Origin of the sequence: Aestuariibaculum marinum (genome assembly GCF_014596975.1) — a bacterium.
Classification (GTDB): domain Bacteria; phylum Bacteroidota; class Bacteroidia; order Flavobacteriales; family Flavobacteriaceae; genus Aestuariibaculum; species Aestuariibaculum marinum.
Map to the genome: position 1 here is coordinate 52,799 of NZ_JACVXD010000006.1, position 16,921 is coordinate 69,719.

General features: G+C 34.5%; 14 protein-coding genes. 3 read left to right on the forward strand and 11 right to left on the reverse strand.

What is annotated here, in order from left to right:
• Positions 1–85 precede the first annotated feature (85 nt).
• The 3 genes from ICJ85_RS11290 to ICJ85_RS11300 all read right to left on the reverse strand — a co-directional run bounded on the left by ICJ85_RS11290 (position 86) and on the right by ICJ85_RS11300 (position 3,627).
• Positions 86–1,642 (reverse strand): NAD(P)/FAD-dependent oxidoreductase, encoded by a 1,557-nt coding sequence (locus ICJ85_RS11290; protein WP_188223900.1) that lies wholly within the window; start codon positions 1,640–1,642, stop codon positions 86–88.
• A 69-nt stretch (positions 1,643–1,711) separates the two neighbouring features.
• Positions 1,712–2,647: a DUF6807 family protein gene (locus tag ICJ85_RS11295; protein ID WP_188223901.1), complete on the reverse strand. Its 936-nt coding sequence runs from the start codon at positions 2,645–2,647 to the stop codon at positions 1,712–1,714.
• Between the two features lie 83 nt (positions 2,648–2,730).
• A complete protein-coding gene (locus ICJ85_RS11300) occupies positions 2,731–3,627 on the reverse strand; it encodes a dihydrofolate reductase (RefSeq protein ID WP_188223902.1) in 897 nt (298 codons plus the stop codon).
• Between the two features lie 304 nt (positions 3,628–3,931).
• On the opposite strand from ICJ85_RS11300, the gene ICJ85_RS11305 reads away from it, so the two are divergent.
• Positions 3,932–4,228, forward strand: coding sequence for an isoamylase early set domain-containing protein (locus tag ICJ85_RS11305; protein ID WP_188223903.1), 297 nt, complete (start codon positions 3,932–3,934; stop codon positions 4,226–4,228).
• Positions 4,229–4,297: 69 nt separating this feature from the next.
• Here the strand turns inward: ICJ85_RS11305 and ICJ85_RS11310 are convergent, their stop codons facing one another.
• The 8 genes from ICJ85_RS11310 to ICJ85_RS11345 all read right to left on the reverse strand — a co-directional run bounded on the left by ICJ85_RS11310 (position 4,298) and on the right by ICJ85_RS11345 (position 13,156).
• The gene (locus ICJ85_RS11310; protein WP_188223904.1) at positions 4,298–5,122 is read right to left on the reverse strand and encodes a thymidylate synthase; all 825 of its coding nucleotides are present in this window, start codon (positions 5,120–5,122) and stop codon (positions 4,298–4,300) included.
• A gap of 142 nt (positions 5,123–5,264) precedes the next feature.
• Positions 5,265–6,788, reverse strand: coding sequence for a NupC/NupG family nucleoside CNT transporter (locus ICJ85_RS11315; protein WP_194420844.1), 1,524 nt, complete (start codon positions 6,786–6,788; stop codon positions 5,265–5,267).
• A gap of 23 nt (positions 6,789–6,811) precedes the next feature.
• Entirely contained in the window at positions 6,812–7,444 is a 633-nt protein-coding gene (locus tag ICJ85_RS11320) for a bifunctional nuclease family protein (protein ID WP_188223905.1), read from the reverse strand.
• Positions 7,445–7,565: 121 nt separating this feature from the next.
• The gene (locus ICJ85_RS11325) at positions 7,566–8,525 is read right to left on the reverse strand and encodes an electron transfer flavoprotein subunit alpha/FixB family protein (RefSeq protein WP_188223906.1); all 960 of its coding nucleotides are present in this window, start codon (positions 8,523–8,525) and stop codon (positions 7,566–7,568) included.
• Between the two features lie 22 nt (positions 8,526–8,547).
• Positions 8,548–9,294, reverse strand: coding sequence for an electron transfer flavoprotein subunit beta/FixA family protein (locus ICJ85_RS11330; protein ID WP_188223907.1), 747 nt, complete (start codon positions 9,292–9,294; stop codon positions 8,548–8,550).
• 185 nt (positions 9,295–9,479) lie between these two features.
• A complete protein-coding gene (locus ICJ85_RS11335) occupies positions 9,480–12,191 on the reverse strand; it encodes a carboxypeptidase-like regulatory domain-containing protein (protein WP_188223908.1) in 2,712 nt (903 codons plus the stop codon).
• On the reverse strand, positions 12,145–12,852 hold the full coding sequence (locus ICJ85_RS11340; protein WP_188223909.1) for a GLPGLI family protein: 708 nt from the start codon (positions 12,850–12,852) through the stop codon (positions 12,145–12,147). The genes ICJ85_RS11335 and ICJ85_RS11340 overlap by 47 nt, the downstream gene beginning before the upstream one ends.
• Before the next feature lie 73 nt (positions 12,853–12,925).
• Positions 12,926–13,156 (reverse strand): hypothetical protein, encoded by a 231-nt coding sequence (locus tag ICJ85_RS11345; RefSeq protein WP_188223910.1) that lies wholly within the window; start codon positions 13,154–13,156, stop codon positions 12,926–12,928.
• A gap of 191 nt (positions 13,157–13,347) precedes the next feature.
• Between ICJ85_RS11345 and ICJ85_RS11350 the strand changes: the two genes are divergently transcribed.
• The gene (locus ICJ85_RS11350) at positions 13,348–14,325 is read left to right on the forward strand and encodes a pyruvate dehydrogenase complex E1 component subunit beta (RefSeq protein WP_188223911.1); all 978 of its coding nucleotides are present in this window, start codon (positions 13,348–13,350) and stop codon (positions 14,323–14,325) included.
• 63 nt (positions 14,326–14,388) lie between these two features.
• Positions 14,389–16,884, forward strand: a complete 2,496-nt coding sequence (locus ICJ85_RS11355) for a DUF5686 and carboxypeptidase-like regulatory domain-containing protein (protein WP_188223912.1) — start codon at positions 14,389–14,391, stop codon at positions 16,882–16,884.
• Positions 16,885–16,921: the final 37 nt, after the last annotated feature.

Consider the following 16,921-nt stretch of genomic DNA (forward strand, 5'->3'; position numbering starts at 1 on the left):
TTAGATTTTTTAGTGGTGCAAAAATAGGAATATTTTTTCTAAGATACTTTTGTTTGTTTTCTTACTGAATAACAATAAGTTGCTATTATAAGCCGACGATTGCTGCCTCAGCACAGCGCTCACCATCCATGGCAGCCGATACTATACCACCGGCATAACCACCACCTTCACCACAAGGGAATAAACCTCCTATTTGCGGATGTTCCAATCGTTCGTTTCTGGGAATGCAAACCGGTGATGAGGTTCTTGATTCTACGCCTACAATGTTAGCTTCAGCGGTATAATACCCCTTCATTTTTTGTCCGAATGCAGCAAAGCCTTTTCGTAATCTACTACCAATTAATTTTGGCATTAAAGAGTGTAGCGGACTCGAATTTAATCCGGGTTGATAAGACGTCGGATTTAAATCTGCTGATAATTTGCCTTCTACAAAATCGGTTAAACGCTGTGCAGGAGCAACCTGACTACGGCCACCGGCGGTGAAGGCCATGCGCTCTAAATTTTTCTGATATTCTAAACCTTTTAAAGCTCCGAACTGTTCGTATTTTGGTAAATCGCGATTCACATCTATTTCTACCACAATACCCGAGTTGGCAAATAAGTTGTTTCGTTTAGAAGGCGACATTCCGTTAACAACAACTTCACCGTTTGCGGTTGCAGCAGGAACAATAAATCCACCAGGACACATACAGAAGGAATATACACCACGATCGTTAACTTGTTGTACCAAACTGTACGAAGCGGCAGGTAATAATTCGTGACGTTCGCCACTGCAATGGTATTGAATACTGTCTATAATATGCTGCGGATGTTCTACACGAACACCCATAGCGAATGATTTAGCTTCTAAAGCAATTTCCTTTTCGTGTAACAAATAGAAAATGTCGCGAGCCGAATGTCCTGTTGCCAGAATAACACGGTCAGCAGGCATTTCATCTTTTCCATTTAATTGAATGGCTTGTATTTTATTGTTTTTAATAACAAAATCGGTTACGCGCGTTTCAAAATGTACTTCACCACCATATTTTAAAATGGTTTCACGAATATTCTGAACCACTTTAGGTAGTTTATTCGTTCCGATATGTGGATGCGCATCAACCAGAATCTGGTCGGTAGCTCCGTGATATACCAGGTTCTCAAAAATACGACGCACATCGCCACGTTTTAAACTTCGGGTGTACAGTTTACCATCACTGTAAGTTCCGGCACCGCCTTCACCAAAACAATAATTTGAATCTTCGTTTACAAAATGCTGTTGGTTAATGGCGCGCAAATCACGACGACGATCCTGAACATTTTTACCGCGTTCTAAAACAATAGGTTTAAAACCTAATTCAATACAGCGCAGTGCGGCATACATTCCGGCAGGCCCAAAACCAATAATATGAATAGGCTTGGCTTTCGAGACATCTTTATAATCAAATTGATATTCTGAAGATTTTGGCATCACTTCACGAATATAAACCGCCACTTTATAGTTAAAGATAATTTTAGGTTTACGCGCATCAATAGATTTTCGAAGTACTTTAACACCTGTAATATCTTCCTTGTCGATATCAAGTACCTGAGCCGATTTAATAACTAAAATATCATGGTGTTCCTCTTCCTTAAGAGTGACACGAAGTTGTAATTCTTTAACCATGCTGCGAAATTAGGGAAAATAGCCTTGAGTTTATTAAAAAGTATACTCTAAAGGTTTTAAAGGGCCTTTTTAGTATGCTTTTTTAAAGGCTTTATAAAGTTTTAAGGTATTTGCATTACCATTATGAACTATTAACCGATAACGTAAAATAGTAGGTTTGGTATTTGATAAAGGAACGGTTTCTTTTCCAGGGAAGGGGTAAACTGCATTCTGCATGCTTCGTTTTTGACGTAAGATCCAACGGTTTTGTTTTCCAGGATTTGAGGGATGACAAAAAATGGTCAATCCAGCATGAGATGAGTTTTTACCCAAAGCACCTGAAAAATCCATCCAATTACCAGCTTTTATAGGAAGGTTTTCGGGAGTTATTTTTCCTATGTAACTAGTAAAATTGATGTCTTCAGGAAGTTTTATTCTTGTTGAAAATCCGCCGTAACCTTTAGCGTCTTCCGAACCGCCAATACGCATTTCTGGTTCTAAAGCTAATAACTGAATTTCAATGTCGATGACACGGTAATTTTCGGTTTTAGGATGAACGATAATAGTTGTAGTTTCTTTTACAAAGGGCTTTTCGTTATTTCTGGAATCTAACCATAAATTCGATTTCCACAAGACTTCGGTTTGTATCGTTTTAGATTTATTGTTTGTATAGATTTCTTTTACGGAAGTTACATCCCATTTAAAATTTTCAATTTCCCAACCATCACCAATACGTTTATCGCCAATGTAGAGTTGATGCCAAGCCCAAAAAATGCCACGGTGGTGTAAATGATCTTCAGGGAAATCTTCAGTTAAAATCTCGCCATCTAAACTGTAAAGTGGATGAATGTAATTGGCTCTTTTGTAATTCCCGTTTATGGACTTTTTAGCAATTTGATAAACAAGAATGCTATCATTGCCTTCAGTAAAGTAAGCTTGATCCTTATTTATTTCAACAGACACCGTTTGGGCTTCTGTAGTAGAAGCGAAAAGCAGTAAAATAATGAATAAAGGTATTAGTCGCATTGGAAAAAAATATGGCCTTAACAAATTACGTAAAATTACTGTAACCTGTTAAAGTCATTATGCTGAGTTTATTTGTACCTTGTTTATTTTCTTTGGTAGGTTAAAAAGGTGAAATCGTATTCGTTTTTCTCACTTTTTTGGTGGAACTCATGTGCGGTCTCTTGCCAGATTTCAGAATCGATTTCAGGGAAAAAGGTATCGGCTTCAAAATCGGCATGAACGCGAGTAATTTCAATTTTGTCGGCAACTTCCATTGCTTGTTTGTAAATTTCGCCACCGCCAATAATAAAAGGCTGTTCATCGTTTTTAGCGATAGCAATAGCGTCTTCTAAATTATTGACTACAATAACACCTTCCGGAACTTCGTAATCACTTTGTCTTGTAATAACTACGTGTGTTCGGTTAGGTAAAGGTTTTGGGAAACTTTCAAAAGTTTTACGCCCCATGATAACGTGGTGACCGCTGGTTAAACTTTTAAAGCGTTTTAAATCGTCACTAATGTGCCAAATAAGTTTGTTGTCTTTTCCAATAGCATTGTTTTCAGCTGCAGCAACAATAATGGTTAGGTTGTCGTTTTTTGTCAATTTTTGATTTAATTTTTTTAATAAACTTTCGTCAGAGGGAAGGTTGGCATTAAGCTTTTCAATACGTTTCTGTTGCTTAGCTACAAGTTTGTTTAATTGTGCTTTCTCCCATTCTTTACCCATAAATCGGTGCGTTACAAATACAGAAAAGAAATGATACGTTAGAAAGAAAAACCAGATAAGAATAGCTATTACAAACCAGTCTTGCCCCAAAATTTTAAACTCGGCGCCAATACCCAAAACAATATTGGCAATTATAAAAAACACTGATGCAATTAAGAAAAATACAAAGTGTCGGTATAGCCCTTTTTTCTTTTTAATGCGTCGCTGTGCATTTTCAATAAGCTCTAGTTGTTCTTTGTCTATTTGTGGTTTTGATGACTTTTTTCCAAACATAATACTTGTTTTACACAGCAGTAAAGTTAAAGCTTTTTGTTGATATCCCTTACTTTATTTTCTTAGTAGAAATACGGAGCGGTTTTTATAAATTGCAAATAAAAAGTAGTTGAAAATCAGTTATTAATATTCGTTTTAAACTGATAATTATCTAAAATTCATTGGGTGAAAAATAGGAGGATTAAATTTACAATAGGTCATTATTAATAAATTGATAATTCTTTGCCTTAAAGCATGTTAGAATGTAACCTATGTTAAATTCTTTGTTATTTTTGTTAGTATAACAATCACTAAAACTTATATTATGGCTATTTCAAAACAGTACTTAAAAAGTAAACCAGTATGTAAAGTAACGTTTTCTATTCTTGCTGAAGACGCTAAAAAAGTATCCTTAGTGGGAAGCTTTAATGAGTGGAATACAAAGGCAACTCCATTAAAAAAATTAAAAAACGGAACCTTTAAGGGTGTTGTTGATTTAGATAAAGACGGATCTTACGAATTTAAATATGTTGTAGACGGAACTTACGTGAATGATGATGCTGCCGATGCGTATGTATGGAGCGATTTTGCTGCTGCAGATAATAGTGTTGTAACCGTGTAAAAAAATGCTTATCGATAAAAAATACATTAAAAAAGGCTTCCTTTATTAAAAGAAAGCCTTTTTATGTTTTTATACGGCAACCACACCTTTAATATGCGGATGCGGATCGTAATTTTCTAAAGTGAAATCTTCAAATTTGAAATCGAAAATATCTTTGATTTCGGGATTTAATTTCATGGTTGGTAATGGTCTTGGCTCGCGTGAAAGTTGTAATTCTAACTGTTCAAAATGGTTGCTGTAAATGTGTGCATCGCCAAAAGTGTGGATAAATTCACCTGGTTGGTAGCCGCAAACCTGTGCCATCATTAATGTGAATAACGCATACGAAGCGATGTTAAAAGGTACACCTAAAAAGATATCTGCACTACGTTGGTAAAGTTGACATGATAATTTGCCATCGGCAACATAAAACTGAAAAAAGGCGTGGCATGGCGGTAAAGCAGCTTTCCCATTAGCTACATTTTCACTGAAACTTTTTGATGTATCAGGTAACACCGAAGGATTCCACGCAGAAACCAGCATGCGTCGGCTGTTCGGATTGTTTTTTAAAGTGTCAATAACCTCTTTAATCTGATCGATTTCATCGCTGTTCCAGTTACGCCACTGGTGACCGTAAACAGGACCAAGATCGCCGTTTTCGTCTGCCCATTCGTTCCAGATACGCACCCCGTTATCGGTTAAATATTTAATATTGGTATCGCCTTTTAAAAACCAAAGTAGTTCGTAAATAATAGATTTTAAATGCAATTTTTTAGTGGTTACCATAGGGAACCCTTCATTTAAATCGAATCGCATTTGGTATCCAAAAACACTCTTCGTACCAGTTCCGGTACGATCTCCTTTTTCATTTCCATGTTCTAAAACATGTTTTACTAAATCGTGGTATTGCTTCATAATGTTATTGGTCTATGAAAATAAATTCAGCTAAAAGTAGCGCTGTATTTTCAAGGCATAAAAATAGAAAAAAGCGGTAAGCTAAAGACCTGAAATTCTTTTAATTTATTCTAAAGTTATTAACGATGGTCTTCGGAAAAGGTTAACCGATAATCATACCGGCGATAGTTGCAGAAACTAACGATGCGATGGTACCTCCAATTAAGGCTTTCATTCCGAATTTTGATAAAGTTTTACGTTGCCCTGGAGCCAATGACCCGATGCCTCCAATTTGAATTCCGATAGAAGCGAAGTTGGCAAAACCACATAGCATATACGTTGCCATGATAATAGACTTTTCGTAAGTTAAATGAATACCATTAGTAGCATCTTTTAAATCGCGAAGTTGGATGTAACCAATAAATTCACTGGCTGCTAATTTAATACCAAGTAATTGCCCCATCATCATCATGTCTTCTTGTGCAACACCTATTAGCCACATTAATGGTGCGAAAACGTAGCCTAAAATCAGCTCAATGGATAAGCTTTGATAACTTGTATTATCGGTAACCCAGGTGTTGAAAGTAGTGATATCTCCAATCCAACCTAAAATACCATTAAACATGGCAATAAAGGCTACAAATACTAAAAGCATACCACCTACATTAACGGCTAGCCTGAGACCTTCGGTGGTTCCGTTGGCAATAGCATCTAAAAAGTTAGCACCTATTTTTTCCTGAGAAACGGATACATCTGTTTTAACGTCCTCGGTTTGCGGGTATAATATTTTAGATATAACAATAGCTCCTGGTGCCGCCATAACCGATGCTGCCAATAAGTGTTTAGCATAGAATAAACGCATCACTTCGTCGTCGCCTCCTAAAAAGCCAATGTATGCAGCAAGTACGGCACCGGCAACAGTTGCCATACCTCCAATCATAACCAAAAGCATTTCAGATTTATTCATTTTTTCTAAATAGGCCTTGATTAAAAGTGGAGCTTCGGTTTGTCCTAAAAAGATATTTCCAGCAACACTTAAACTTTCTGCTCCTGAAATTTTCAGAGCCTTTGAAAGTAACCAGGCCATGCCTTTTACCACTTTTTGAATGATACCTAAATAAAATAATACGGAGGTTAATGCGGAAAAGAATATGATGGTAGGTAAAACCTGAAAGGCAAAAATATAGCCGAAAGTATCCATGTCAACAACTAAGCCTTCGAATAAAAATTTACTTCCTGCTCTGGTGAATTCAAGTACCGAAACGAATAATCCGCCAATAAATTCAAATATGGTTTTTATAAAATCAACTTTTAAGACTCCAAAAGCGATTAATAATTGAAAAGCCAATCCAATAGCAACAATTTTCCAATTAATAGCTTTTCTGTTACTGCTAAATAAAAACGCAATGAAGATTAAGGACAACATACCCAAGGCACCACGTAATAGACTATTAAATGTAAAGCCTTGACTAGGAACGATAGGAGAACTAACAGTTGCTTGAGACTCTTCAATAATAATGACCTCTTCGGAAACTGAGGGTGTCGACGTTAGAGAATCGGTTTGAGTAGTAACCGGTTCGGATACCTCGGTTTGTATACTATCGGGTGTTGTATTTTTGTTTTGCGCTAAGGCTGTTGATGTAAGTAATGACAGGATTAGGGCAAGAGACAAAAATACGTGTTTCATAGTATGCTTAGGTTATTTGAGGGTTATTCGCGTTTAGAAATTTCATCCCGAATATGCGCTGCTTTTTCGTAGTCTTCGTTAGCGACTGCTTCGTCGAGTAAATTTTGTAATTCCTTTAGAGTTTTTCCTTTATAGCTTTCGCGTGGCGTAGAGCTTGTCGATTCTACTTCGTCTGCTAACAGGTCATCTACAAGAATACTGTCTTGAGACTCGTCGTTTTCTTCGTCTTCTTTTTTAGGATTTACTTTTAAATAAATTCCGGCTTTATCCAAGATATTTTTATAGGTAAAAATAGGAGCATCAAAACGCAAGGCTAAAGCAATCGCATCACTGGTTCTGGCATCTATAATTTCTTCAATGTTATCGCGTTCGCAGATTAGACTTGAGTAAAAAACACCATCTACCAACTTATGAATAATTACTTGTTTTACAACAATATCAAATCGGTCGGCAAAATTTTTAAATAAGTCGTGTGTTAATGGTCTTGGAGGACGAATTTCTTTTTCTAATGCAATAGCAATAGACTGCGCTTCAAAAGCACCAATAACGATAGGTAATTTTCGGTCGCCGTCTTCTTCATTTAAAATCAGTGCGTAAGCACCGTTTTGGGTCTGGCTATAAGAAATTCCTTTTATATTTAATTTTACTAAACTCATATGTTATAAAAAACGCAAAGAACTGTTTAAATTAGGACTTTACCAACTGCCTAGGGCAGATTTACGAATATAATGCCAATTTAAGCAGTTCTTTAAAACTATACAATTTATAAAAAATAATTTATTGTTGAGCTTTAAACGCTTTTAATTTTTCGATAAGTTCAGGTACAACTTGAAAGGCATCACCTACTACGCCATAGTCGGCTGCTTTAAAGAAAGGTGCTTCCGGATCGGAGTTGATGACAACTTTAACTTTAGAAGCGTTAACACCAGCTAAATGCTGAATAGCTCCTGAAATTCCGATAGCAATATATAAGTTTGATGCTACTGGCTTACCGGTTTGACCTACGTGCTCACCATGTGGTCTCCAACCTAAATCGGATACTGGTTTCGAGCAGGCTGTTGCGGCACCAAGTACATCGGCTAATTCTTCAATCATACCCCAGTTTTCAGGGCCTTTAAGTCCGCGACCACCAGACACCACGATGTCGGCATCGGCGATACTTACTTTATCTGAAGCTTTATCAACAGATTCCACTTTTACTCCTAAATCGGTGATAGAAGGTGTGAAGGCTTCTTCAGTAGCGCTTCCAGAGGCTTCAACTAATCCGAAAGCATTGCTGGAAACACCAACGATTTTCACATCGGTACTGATTGCAATGTTTTCAAAGGCTTTATTGGTGAATGCATTACGTTTTACTGTAAAAGGCGCTGTGCTTGATGGCGCAGCAATAACATTTGAAGCGTATCCGGCATTTAAAAACACGGCTAAAAGCGGTGCTAAATATTTACTGTTTGCACTCGAGCTTAAGACTACAACTTGTGATGCTTCTTTTTCTGCGGCCTGTTGAATAGCTTCTGCATAACCTTTTGCATTAAAAGTATCTAATTCACTATTTGAAACGGTTAAGACTTTGTCTACACCATAATTTCCTAAAGCAGAAGTGTCATTGGTATTTATTGCAATAGCAGTTACTGTTGTACCCAATTGATCGGCAACAGCTTTTGCATAAGAAGCGACTTCAAATGCTACTTTTTTAAGTTTTCCTTGTTCTGATTCTGTATATACTAAAACTGACATGTTGTTCTTTTTTGAAGGTTAATTAAATCACTTTAGCTTCGTTGTGAAGTAAGTCTATTAATTCATCTAGGTTATCTGCCGATACTAATTTAACCGCGCCTTTTGGTGCTGGTTTTTCAAATTTAACAGAAGTTGTTTCTGTGTTTGTATCAACAGGATCCACAACGGTTAAAGGTTTTTGACGTGCCATCATAATACCACGCATGTTAGGAATACGTAAATCGCTTTCCTCAACAATTCCTTTTTGAGTTCCAATAACAAGAGGAAGAGATGTTGATACGGTTTCTTTTCCGCCGTCTATTTCTCTTGTAGCAGTTGCTGAAGTTCCTTCAATATCCAGTTTTATACAGTTATTTATAAAATTAGCGTTGGTTAACCCGGCAATCATTCCTGGAACCATTCCGCCATTATAATCAATAGATTCGCGACCTGCAATTACTAAATCGTAACCACCTTCTTTTACCACATTTGCTAATTGTTTAGCCACAGAAAATCCATCCGTTGCAGGTGCATTCACACGAATGGCGGCATCTGCACCAATAGCTAAGGCCTTACGAAGTGTAGGCTCAGTTTCTGCACCACCAACATTAACTACCGTTACATTGGCTCCTTGCTTTTCTTTAAACCACATCGCACGAGTTAGTCCAAACTCATCATTTGGGTTAATTACAAATTGCACACCGTTAGTGTCGAATTTTGTGTCGCCATCGGTAAAATTAATCTTTGATGTAGTGTCAGGAACATGACTAATGCACACTAATATTTTCATCTGTATTATTTTTTAGTTGTTATATTAAGGTCAGATGGAATTCGCCTATAAACATTCAGTTGAAGTTAACTTTTTGCTACGGCTCATTTCATAATAATTTTAATTTAATAAGTCTATTTTGGTTGCGGCTACGAAGTTAATTATTTTATTCTGAATATTTATTATGCACGCATAATAAATATTCGTTAGAAGTTTAGTTTAGTCCCAAAAATAATATAGCCTTGTAATATGTAAGTTCTTTTCTCTTCAAAATAGGTGGGGGTACTATTATTGTCTAAAATAATAGGTCTATTTAGGTTTAAGATGTCGTTGCCTGAAATATAAAATTCCCAGTTCGAGTTTAATGAAAGATATCTGATTTTAGGGGAAATGATTCTTAAATATTGTTCGGATTTGTTGTTAGTGTACTTTGAAAGTTTACTTTCTAGATTCCAAGAAATTTGTTTTGTTATACAGCCTTCTATGTTTAAGAACGGTTGATATAAAACAAATCGAGAAGAGGTATTGTTGTTTGTAAAGTTGTCTTTTGAGAATTTTATTCCTGCATTGAAATTCGCAATAAAATCTTTAAAATTGGAACTAAATTTAAACATTCCAGAAATATTTTCTTGTTTAAAATTGGCTTGCTCATCATCAAGAAAATAAACTTTATCGTTCCAGCTATAGGATAAGCTACTTGATATTGATAAAGGAAATTCTTTCAATGTTTTATCGATAAAAACAAAGGCATTGAAAGTGTCATCTTTGTTTGTTGTTTTACTTTGAGTTATAGAGAAGTTTTGATTTATAACAATATTTTCACCTAGTGCTTTATCTTTTATGTTATAGATAATATTAAACATATATGAAAATAAGGACTTTGGATTAAATATAAAATGACTAAATCTGATTTGGTGATAAGGAAAAATGTCATTTGCACTAATATTATTATTAGCTATAAGGCTTCGATAGTCTTTGATTATAAAACCACTAATTAGGTTGTCTATTTCAGGTGAAAAATTTAAATAGTTATACGAAAGCTCTGTAATATGATTACTATTAAATATAACCTTGAAATTTGATTTGTAACCTAAAAATAAATTGTTGCTGTAATGTTTATTTAAATAATTATGTGCAAAATTATAATTTATGCCTGCTGTTAATCTTATCTTTTTTGAAGGTTTTAAAGTTAGGTCAAACCCCGTTTTAGATTGAAAACATTTTAAATTTAGATTATTTGAAAATTCATTTAATTCATTTGTGTTTGAGTTTAATTTATTATTAGAAAAAAAGGTGTTACTGTACAATGAAAATGTTTTTTTGTTCTTGTTAATTAGATAACTTGTATTTGTGCTAACTTTATTGTTCTCTTTAAGAATGGTTTCTTTTAAATTGAAATTTCTATTCTTGAAATCAATGTCAAAGAGGGGGACGTTACTTTCTAATTCATGATAAAGGTTATGACGTAAATAATGATATGAAATATTAGAAGAAAAATAATTTGAGTTGATAGTTTTATTTAGAGAAATTTCAGAGTCGAAAATAATTTTTTTTGGGGTCAAACTTTCTGTTACTTGTGTGTTTTGAGTCTCAGTTAGACTATTTACATTTTTTATTAAGTTTGTATTGTCTATATTGAGTTGATTTTTAAATTGATAGGTATTATAGTTATTAGGCTTATATATTGAGTTTAATTTAAAGACCCCGAAATAGTTTTTTTCGTTAATTGAATTATTCTCTAAAGCTGAAAATGTTTCATAAGTATTGTTAAATGTTAATTGTTTGCTGTTAATTTCGTCTTGATTGGAATAGTTAAATATGCCATAAAAGTCATGTTTTATTTTTTCAGAGGGCGTTGAAATCAGGCTTATTGTACCGAAATGTGTTTGAGAAGATGCGACTTTGTTGTTTGGGTTTAAAAATCGAGGAACTTCGTTAAGGTTTGAAATAATAACCTGGCTTTCATTTGTTTTGTTTTGGGATTGTTCTGTTAAATCGAAATAATCTTCAATACCCATAGGAGAGGTGCCTAAATTATTTGAGTTTAAAATAATTGATAATTTTAATCTCTCTTTAAAAACAAAGCCAGGTATATTAAGTTTATAGCGGTCTTTTCTACCGTAATGGCTTTCTACATTTCCCGAGATTTTATTTTTGTAGGTATCTTTTATTTTGACGTTTAAAGCGGTTACTCCAGTTTCTTTGTCATTGTTAACGGTTTCAAAACTTTTATAATTTCTAATAAGTTCAATGTTTTTAACCATCTTGCTGGAAATATTTTCAGTAGCTAGTTGGTGTTGTTTTTTGAAGAGTTCCTCGCCTTCAATTAGTAATTTGTCTATAGTTTTTCCATTGGCGGTAATTTTTCCGTTTTCACTTATGCTTAAGCCTGGTAATTTTTCAATTATGTTTTTAAGGTTTTGTTCAGTTCCATTTAAAAAATGAGACACATAGTAATGTGTAGTGTCTCCTTTTTGAATAACAGATTTTTTTTCAGCATCCATTATTATTTCTTCAAGTTCAGTATAGCCTTCGTTAAGAGTTATTGTTTCAAATGATAGAGTTTTATCTGATATTTCAAACTCAATTTGTTTTGTGTTATACCCAATATGACTTACTCTTAAAATATAACTCCCAGATTTAACACTAAATGAAAACTCCCCATTTTGATTAGTGACACCAAATGCTACAGTTTCCTTATTTACTGTTCTAATTGTAATGTTTGCATTGTCTAAAATAATTCCAGATTCTGAACCGATTTTTCCAGAAACTATATTTTGAGCTGATAGAGGTGAATAAATGAATAAAATAAACCAAAATAACTGTTTTGTTTGTTTTGTGAATAAAATAGAAATAATATTGTATGTATTATTACTTTTTCTTGTTGAAATATTCTTGAATTGTAAGTAATTGTACAAGGTTCTCGGGCTTTTTGATTTCAATTGTTTTATTACTTGTAAGTTTAAGCTTCTCGAATTTAACTAGAGTATTACCATTTATTTCAACTTGTAAAATTAAGCCAGGTAGTCCGTTAAAATCCATCGGACCGTCTGTTATAGGAATTTCTTCATTAAACCAGGCTATTATTTTCTGCGTTCTTCCTGAAATTGTTCTGGTTGTAGTTGCTTTGTTGCAATTAAAGCCAGATATTGTTTGAAATTCATTTTCAATAATCCATTCGTATTTAGGAATTTTATCTTCTATACTAATGTCTGAATTTATGAGTTCTGCATTTTTTTTTGAAAGTTCTAATCTGTAAATGTTCGCTTTAAAGTCTTTGTAATAAATGGCGCGATGGTTTCTGATTACGGTTTGGGTAGTAGCCAGTTTTTCAGCATCTCTGCTTTTTCCGTCAATGTAAGTTGTATCTTTTGTAGTAGTTTCTTTAGAAATTAGTTCCTGCAACGATTTCTGATTGGAAAAAGTGTATTTAAAGTAATTGGGCTTTTTGGCTTTTTCTGATAACTCGGTTTGATCTCCATAGCCTTTAATAGCTTTGTATATTATAATACCTTCTACCGCCTGTGCAGGTGCTAAATTGGAAAGTAGAAGTAATGCGATGTAATAAATTTTTGTCATTAATTTTTATAAATTAAAAACTGATTCATAAATTATTATATTTATAAATCAGTCTTATAGGTTTGTTTTGAATTTAAAGCTCAACCCATACACAACGGTATGTTGTTGTAACTTCGGTTTCTCCTGTCATTAAATCCTCTGACTCTACACGATTAATTTCGTAACACCACCACCAGTCATCATTAGGTGATTCAAGGGTTTTGAAAATATCGTTAAAATTGGAGGTTTTAATGCTTTTAGCCTCTAAAGTAGTCGCAAAAAACAACATGAAAATAGCAAAAAGATTTGATAGTAAAGTTTTCATGTTTTCTTAGTTTGTTAAGATGAATATATGCTAAAATAAAAATAAATTATGTAATTTCTTGCATTAATGTAGTTTTTTTTTACAAATAAAGTAGGGATTTATTGTATGAAATATTATTAAGTAAAAGAAATCATTTATTGTTTGTTGTCACTTAAATGTTTATTTTTGTGACTCGAATTAAAATAGATTTAATGAAGACAATACAATTTAGAGAAGCTATTTGCGAAGCCATGAGCGAAGAGATGCGTCGTGACGAGAGCGTATACTTAATGGGAGAGGAAGTAGCAGAGTACAATGGTGCTTATAAAGCATCAAAAGGAATGTTAGATGAATTTGGGCCAAAGCGTGTAATCGATACACCTATCGCAGAGCTTGGTTTTGCAGGTATCGCTGTGGGGTCTACAATGACTGGTAACCGACCAATTGTAGAGTATATGACGTTTAACTTTTCTCTTGTTGGAATTGATCAGATTATAAATAATGCTGCTAAAATCAGGCAAATGTCTGGTGGACAGTTTAAATGTCCAATTGTATTCCGTGGGCCAACAGCGTCTGCAGGACAGTTAGGAGCAACGCACTCACAAGCTTTTGAGAACTGGTTTGCTAACACGCCAGGTTTAAAAGTTATCGTGCCATCGACGCCTTACGATGCTAAAGGATTATTAAAAGCGGCTATCCGTGACGACGATCCGGTTATTTTCATGGAAAGTGAGCAAATGTACGGTGATAAAGGTGAAGTGCCAGAAGGTGAGTATGTATTACCAATTGGTGTTGCCGATGTAAAACGTGAAGGTAGCGATGTAACGATTGTATCTTTTGGAAAAATTATTAAAGAAGCTTTTAAAGCTGCTGAAGAATTAGAGAAAGAAGGTATTTCTTGTGAGATTATCGATTTACGTACGGTTCGCCCATTAGATAAAGAAGCGATTTTAGAATCGGTTAAAAAAACAAACAGATTAGTTGTTTTAGAAGAGGCTTGGCCATTTGCTAACGTATCTTCTGAGATTACTTATATTGTGCAGTCTGAAGCATTCGATTACTTAGATGCGCCTGTTGTAAAAATCAATACTGCTGATACACCAGCCCCTTACTCTCCGGTGTTATTAGAAGAATGGTTACCAAATAGTAACGATGTTATTAAGGCCGTTAAGAAGGTATTGTATATATAAAACTATTATTTTTACGTTATATAAACTTCATCAACATAACTGTTGGTGAAGTTTTTTTGTATTATGAACTTAAGACTACTTTTTATATTTTTTTATTTAGGAATGATTACGGCCTTTGCCCAAACAAAGGTTAGTGGTTATGTGTTTGATGAATACGACCAACCGGTGTCATTCGCTAATGTCTTGTTTCAAGGTTCTACAAAAGGCACCATTACCGACGAAAATGGTAAGTTCTATTTAGAATCCGACGACACCTGGGATGGATTAACAGTATCCTTTATAGGTTACGAAACCTTGATTATTTCTTTAGATAAAAAAGTAAACTATAACTTAAAGTTCATATTAAAAGAAGAGGCAGCTCAGCTCGATCAGGTGGTTATTGTATCAGGAAAACAATCTAAAAAAGATAATCCGGCAATTGATATTCTTCGAAAAATCTGGGAACATAAACGTAAAAATGGCTTACGATTATATAACCAGTATCAGTATGATAAATATGAAAAAGTAGAATTCGATATTAATACCATCGATAGTGCACTTATAAAAAGTAAACTATTTCGAGGAATGGAATTTGTATTCGATGAGGTCGACACATCTAAAGTCACCGGGAAAACCTACCTGCCTATTTTTATTAATGAAGCCGTATCAACGGTGTACGGTGATAATGAATTGAATAAGGAAAAGGAAGTGTTAAACGGTAATAAAAATTCTGGTTTTAGCGATAATCAAGTAATTATTGATTTTGTTGATGACCTGTATTCCGATTATAACATTTACGATAACTATATGAAGTTTTTCGATAAAAGCTTCGTGAGTCCTTTGTCCCGAACCGGAATCAATACCTATAATTATGTCTTAGGCGACAGTGCTTATATTGATAATAAGTGGTGTTACAACATTGTGTATTACCCGAGACGAAAAAACGAATTGACGTTTAAAGGCGATTTTTGGGTTGCTGATACAACCTATGCAATCAAGTCTATTAACCTCCAGGCTTCAAAAAGTGCCAATATAAATTGGGTAAAAGACATTTATATAGAACAGGAATTTGAAGTAGTTAGCGACTCCATATTTTTGGTGAAGCGCGATTATATGATGTCTGACTTTGCTTTTAAAAAGAAAGAACAGGCGAGAGGTATATATGGAAAACGAACGACTCTTTTCAATAATTATAAATTCGATATAGCAAAGGACAAGAAGTTTTACGAAGCCGAAGTTTTCAATTACGATGAAGATGTTTACGAAAGAGACGATTCCTTTTGGGAAGAAAATCGAATGGAAGCTTTAAATAAAGATGAAAAAGGAGTTTATAAAATGTTAGACACCTTAAAAACGGTTAAAAAGTTTAAGCGTCTTTATAATTTGGGAAGCATTTTAACTTCAGGATATATAGAATTTAATAGTTTACCATTGGATTATGGTCCTATTTTTTCAACTTTCGGATTTAATGAAGTTGAAGGTGTGCGTATACGAACCGGAGGAAGAACCTATTTTGGTAAAAACGATTTATGGCGACTAGAAGGCTATCTGGCCTACGGATTAAAAGACGATAAGTTTAAATACGGCATTTCAGGAAAATGGCTTTTAGATAAAAAGAACCGATTTATTATATCTGCTGGAAACAGGCGAGATGTAGAGCAAATCGGGGTGAATTTAACAACTAATACTGATGTGCTGGGTAGAAGTTTCGCATCGTCGGGGTTAATTACTACAGGGCCAAATGATAAACTAACCAGCATTAATTTAACGAGTTTGTATATAGAAACCGAACCGTTAAAGAATGTGGTGTTTAAAATAGGAGGAAACTACCGTACACTTGAATCGGCGTCGCCAACCTTTAGCTTAGATTATAATACTGAAGAAGGTGTGGCATCCGAAATTAAACAATTTGAGTCGTCGCTGTCAGTATCGTATTTCCCAAAACGAAAAATGACAGGGTATGGCGTAGAGCGTTTACATGCTAATGATGATTACGCAAGTCTTTTTGCGCAGGTAACCAGAGGTGATAAAGGATTTTTTAATAGTGATTTCGATTATACCAAACTGCAATTTTCGTATACACAACCCTGGCAAATTGGCGGATTCGGGCGGTTAACGACAGTGATGGAAGCTGGTAAAACAATTGGAGAATTACCATTAGGCTTATTAAGTATTGTTCCGGGTAACCAGTCGTATTTTTCAATTTACAATACTTTTTCACAGTTAGATTATTATGAGTTTGTAACTGATACGTACGCATCTTTTCATGTGGAACATAACTTTAACGGCCGATTATTTTCTAGAATTCCGTTCTTAAGAAAACTTAATCTGCGTGAAATTGTAAGCTTTAGAAGTGCCTGGGGAGAACTTTCAGACGAGAATATTGCTTTAAATACTACCGATAATCCATATGCTGTTCCTCTTGTGGCGCCTAGCGATGAAGTCTATTATGAATATGGCTTCGGAATTGGAAATATTTTTAAAGTGTTTAGAATCGATTTTAACTTCAGAGGAAATTATTTAGATAATCCTGCTGCTAGAAAATTTGGTGTAACAGGAACGTTTGGCTTCTATTTTTAGAAACTTATTTTAAAGTATAGTAAAACCAAAAACCCCA